The organism is Carboxylicivirga agarovorans (genome assembly GCF_050589845.1).
Taxonomy (GTDB): domain Bacteria; phylum Bacteroidota; class Bacteroidia; order Bacteroidales; family Marinilabiliaceae; genus Carboxylicivirga; species Carboxylicivirga agarovorans.
This window is the reverse complement of the sequence record NZ_JBNGPA010000071.1, coordinates 1-4,938: the sequence shown is the minus strand read 5'-3', so window position 1 is coordinate 4,938 and position 4,938 is coordinate 1. Positions and strand designations below refer to the sequence as shown.

Below are 4,938 nucleotides of genomic sequence, written 5' to 3'. Positions count from 1 at the left end.
ACTTAAAACCACCTCCCCTCTCCTTCGTCGAGGTACTCCTCCTTGCCAGGAGGAGAGCTGATTTACAGCTTGCAAAACACTATATATGTGAATGTTTGAATCTTTTCGAACACTCGTGGGCAAAGCGTAGCGACGCCCCGGGTTACCCAGTGCCTATCAATCCGGTGCAATAGCAAATGTTCTTCGATGCACCTGTGTTCCATGCACCGGGATAGCCAATGCTCGATGAGTATCAATACATCTCTACCATGTTCAGCCCATTCTGGGCTGATGGCAGGAGGTTAAGACTACCACATAATGTCGTCAGGCAATTATTGTTATACATTGACACGCACTTTATTTTTCCATAGCCAGAATTGCGATATCTTTTGATAGAAAGAAGGCACTGGAACGACTTCCATAACTATTAGATAAAACGGCACTCACAATTTTATGATCTAAAAAAATGGAAAAGAATGAACTTGTGCCTGGTTGTGTTCCTCCATGCTGGATAATTTTACCATATGTTGGGTCATCATAAACAGCCCAACCAAAACCATAAGGATCATCGCCAATAGCTGGAGCTAATTCATCTGTTGCATTTATCATGATCTCCAAAGAAGAACTGTCAATGAGTCTATTATGCAAAACCGCTTCTCCAAATTTGAGCAAATCCGCTATGGTAGATTGCACACCTCCTGCCGGATAAATAATACTTAAGTCAGTTTTTGGACTTTTAATATAGGTTGAGCCTAATTTAAGGTAAAGTTGCGATTTATTAGGGTAATCTTGTTTGTCATCTTCCAGACTGGTATTGGACATTTCCGCTACATCCCAGATGTTTATCTTCATATATTCACCATAACTCAATTGTGTTACTTCTTCAATTATTGCTCCTAATATGGTATAGCCATAAGAGGAATACATGTATTGAGTCCCTGGTTCGAAAGCAAGTTCCTCATCCTTAAAAGCATCTATAGCATCTTTTAATGTAGCATATTGGGTGAATGAAAGTGCATCCAGGTTTGACGAATAATGAGTAATTCCTGCCGTGTGCTTTAATAGTTGCCTAATTGTAACCTCTCCTTTGGCTTTTTTAGGAAATTCCGGAATATAAGTTTGAATAGGTACATCTAAATCGATTAATTCTTTTTCGTACAATTGCATAATTGCAATGGCAGTCATTGGTTTCGTAATAGAGGCTATTCTTCCTAACATATTGCCTTGAGTAATGCTTTGCTTACTTTTATCAGTAAAACCAGCTCCACTTATGTAGGTACCACAATTATCTATGTAGACACCTGCGGTAACCCCTAAAAATTCATTGGAGGCCATAAAGGCATTGATTTTATCGTTTGCTTTACTCTCAAATGAATCTACCCACATAATTAGAGAATCCTGACAATCAAAATCTGTTTCACTAATAGCCAGCGGAATTTCGATTCGTTTAAAGGGATTTAAAGAGAATGGTTCAATGACCCAAGTAATCCCTATTGATATAATAACAATAATCGACAATGCTATATATCTTGATTTCATTTATTGTAGGCATTAAATATTAAACATACAATACTTAACAAATTGTCAGGTGCAATGTTCTTATTGCGACTAACAGTCCCGCGGTATGGCGCCGTCAGGGAGTTTTAACCTTACAAACGTTCCAAGCTGAACTGAGCCAAAGCGTTGTATTTGTTTTTACCTTTTTATTTTAAGCCAATTGAAAATCATGAACCCCAAAATAAACAAATCTTTTGTTCATAAATCGACTATTTGGCGCTGTTTGCCGAAGCTGAGAACCAACCTAAACGAGTCGATTCACTTATGATTTATTAGCCATTGCTGGGTTTCGTTATTGCTTTTCTGCATGCCAATAGAAAGGGCTTTATCCTCAAATATTTTCTTTATTTCATATTGATTGCCGAAACAGCCATTATAAAAGAATCGATTCGCTCTAAACAGACTATCCCTATCAAGGTCATTCGGAATACTATCCGCATTATAATAAACTGTTTCGCCTTCAATAAAGTCCTTATATCCACCACCTTTATATGCATCGATATAATAGTCATATCGCAAAATCATGTCTCGACTGAAATAATCCAGTTTACTTGAAATCGGTTTTAGATATTTCTTCGAGTTCACGGAATCTTCTAAAAAAGCATACATCAAAGCAACACGTCTTTGATTTTCTGAATACAAGTAAATATTATCTTTTTGTTTTTTCAGAGCTTTTTTAAGTCCAGGAATTGCTTTTTTATAGCATACCTTAGCTGAATCGCTTTTGCCTAGGTGTTCGTAGAGAAGTCCTTGATAGATGAAATTGTCTTTATGTTTGATGGTCTCTATTGCTTGTCTATACTTTTTAAGTTTGTACAGCAATTGAGCTTTTTGATGTAGCATGTAAATATCCCAAAAGATAAAAGAGCGAGCCTTATCAATCTGATTTATGGCTGCTAATATATTTTGTTGTCCACCTATTTCAATAGCATTCTGATAAACCTTATTAGTTTTATCCATTATAAATGTAACCCTAATTTAATATCCCAATGGCAATAAGAGTATCATAAAACTAATAAGAACTATTCTGAGCTTATTCTTTATTGATTTTTCCAAATTCATTTTGTGTAGGTGCTATTTTTTAATGAAATCCAACGTTCGGCCATATGAAGTGGCCTGGGTGTGTGGTATATTCGCTTTCTTGTTTTTGCCTTAGCTGACGCGGGAGCAGAACTCCCAAACCCCGCCAAAGCCTGGGCTACTTTATGATGGCTTGTTGTGCTGTCGTATTTTTATTCTGTGATTACAAATGTTTCCCAACCATCATAATCACCATTTAAATCTTTAGCTTTCTTTCTAAGTTCAAGTGTGATTTTATTTATTGATTCAGGGTAAATGTAATCTATACGAGATATGTGCAATTGATAAGGTAGTTCAAAATTCTTATCATTTTGCTGACCTTCTACCTTGAAGCCCAAACTTTCAACATACTTTTTGAATTCTTCTTTATTTGATTCCTGTGAGAAATAAATCCAATGGTCAACTTGTCTTTGTTTTGATAGGTTATCCCCAGCCTTTTGCAATTGAAATAATACTTTTTGGTTAGACATATACTCTTGAGTTATCTCATTAGGATATAGAAATTCTTTATATGCCTTCCATGAATTATCAGGTTTAAGATTTATAAAGTATTCATAGTTTCCAAATTTTGATGTATACAATTCGATTAACTTTTTCCTAATGGATATAGTGTCAGATAAATATATATAATCAAGTCGTTCGCATTGATACGTAAAAGTACCTGCTAGTTCATAAGCTACATTTTCCTTTATTAGATTCTCAATATTATCTGATACATTATATAACTTCTCAAATTCATCACTATTTGGAAATCCATCTTCCCTGCAATTATCAAATTTCACACCTGTAATAAGTATAAAGGGTAAGGTTTTATTGGGTGCTATACCTATTAAATCCATATTTAGGGCTATTGAACCAGCTCCTTTTTCATACTGAGCCATATAGACATCCCAATTTCCTTCTTGGGCTTTTGAAGTCATAAGAGTTAGAAATGAGAAAATTAATGTAATCAGTAATAATCTGTTCATTTTGTTTGGTTTAGATTTTTGTGTTAATTGGACGTCACATCATGCCGCACAACTTGTCAATATACGGCACTATGCTTTATATCGTACCATATTGGTATTATATAAAGCATATCAAATCTAAATTTTAAATGTATGTATTCCAAATGTACATCTAAGTAAGTACTTACTTAATTCAATAATTCCATCACTGCCTTGCTAATACCATACCTTTCGTACCCGTCGCAATAAATCAAGCTGAAAATATTTTACCAGATAAGCATCTAAGCAGCGCATTAAAGCAATATACATGCCTACTAGTTATGTTATGTATTCAGGGTTTGTAGAGCAGAAAACATCTATTATGCCCAGTTATCGATCACTTTGTTGATATTTTTATTAATTGTCATTCAGGATGAAAGGCAAAGCCCATGGGGCTTTTTTTATAAACAATATACTATTTCATCAATTCCTTAGTATATTCGGGTAAAATTTAGTTGATGTCAGATATTGCATGCATAGAAGCGCTCAGTAAACAACTCCCAAGGCCATTAAAACAGCTAAAAAAGATAAGCTGGATAACCAAGGGGTATGTTTTAAACGACGACAATAAGGTCACTCATTTAAGTATACTGAAATGCCGCCTTAAGGGGGGTATTCCTGATGAGTTGTTTCAATTAAAGCACCTGGAGTATCTAGACATAAGGGAAAACGGCATTAAAGAGATACCGCAGGAGATAGAGCAACTGACATCACTCAAATACATTGATATACGCAACAATCAATTAAGTCATCTACCTTCATCAATTGGCCGCCTGAGCCGTTTACAACGCTTTTATCTTGGTCAGAATTACTTTACAACTGTTCCCAAAGTAATCAGTAGTCTGGCGGCTCTGGATCTGCTTGACCTGAGTGATAACCAGGTGAGCAGTGGATGTGAGTGTTTACTGGATGCACCACGCTTAAGAAATATCTACCTGAACAACAATGAACTCAGGAGCTTTCCTTTTCACTTACTAAAACCCGGTCAACTGGAGGAACTTGTTCTGATTGATAACCCTTTGGATGAATACTCCGGCACTACACGCGATAAGGTTAGCAGGTTGATACTGTGAGGATTGGGATGTGATGAGTTTATTGGTCGAACTGATAAAATGTCGAACTGATAAAATGTCGAACTGATTAATTGGTGAACTGATTAATTGGTGAACTGATAAACTGTCGAACTGATTAATTGATGAACTGATTAATTGATTAATTGATTTACAGCTCCTATATATTTAAACCACAGATATACTCTAATAAATTACAATTTTTTAAGCCACTTTTTCATTGGAGCTGTTCATATTTCTTTCTCTAGGATCAAGACAAATATAGT

At 35.5% G+C, this 4,938-nt stretch carries 4 protein-coding genes; 1 reads left to right on the top strand and 3 read right to left on the bottom strand.

The window, feature by feature from the left end; translation table 11 throughout:
- Nucleotides 1-336: 336 nt before the first annotated feature.
- From ACRD69_RS25190 to ACRD69_RS25180, 3 genes are all read right to left on the bottom strand, one after another.
- Complete coding sequence (locus tag ACRD69_RS25190; RefSeq protein ID WP_430817904.1) at nt 337-1,518, bottom strand: serine hydrolase domain-containing protein; 1,182 nt, start codon at nt 1,516-1,518, stop codon at nt 337-339.
- 276 nt (nt 1,519-1,794) lie between these two features.
- Complete coding sequence (locus ACRD69_RS25185; RefSeq protein ID WP_430817903.1) at nt 1,795-2,496, bottom strand: hypothetical protein; 702 nt, start codon at nt 2,494-2,496, stop codon at nt 1,795-1,797.
- 272 nt (nt 2,497-2,768) lie between these two features.
- On the bottom strand, nt 2,769-3,584 hold the full coding sequence (locus tag ACRD69_RS25180) for a DUF695 domain-containing protein (RefSeq protein ID WP_430817902.1): 816 nt from the start codon (nt 3,582-3,584) through the stop codon (nt 2,769-2,771).
- A 476-nt stretch (nt 3,585-4,060) separates the two neighbouring features.
- Between ACRD69_RS25180 and ACRD69_RS25175 the strand changes: the two genes are divergently transcribed.
- Nucleotides 4,061-4,675, top strand: coding sequence for a leucine-rich repeat domain-containing protein (locus ACRD69_RS25175; RefSeq protein ID WP_430817901.1), 615 nt, complete (start codon nt 4,061-4,063; stop codon nt 4,673-4,675).
- Nucleotides 4,676-4,938: the final 263 nt, after the last annotated feature.

Bases quoted from the DNA above. Each gene is read 5' to 3' on its own strand.
- ACRD69_RS25190 (WP_430817904.1), bottom strand. From the start codon at position 1,518: ATGAAATCAAGATATATAGCATTGTCGATTATTGTTATTATATCAATA.
- ACRD69_RS25185 (WP_430817903.1), bottom strand. From the start codon at position 2,496: ATGGATAAAACTAATAAGGTTTATCAGAATGCTATTGAAATAGGTGGA.
- ACRD69_RS25180 (WP_430817902.1), bottom strand. From the start codon at position 3,584: ATGAACAGATTATTACTGATTACATTAATTTTCTCATTTCTAACTCTT.
- ACRD69_RS25175 (WP_430817901.1), top strand. From the start codon at position 4,061: ATGTCAGATATTGCATGCATAGAAGCGCTCAGTAAACAACTCCCAAGG.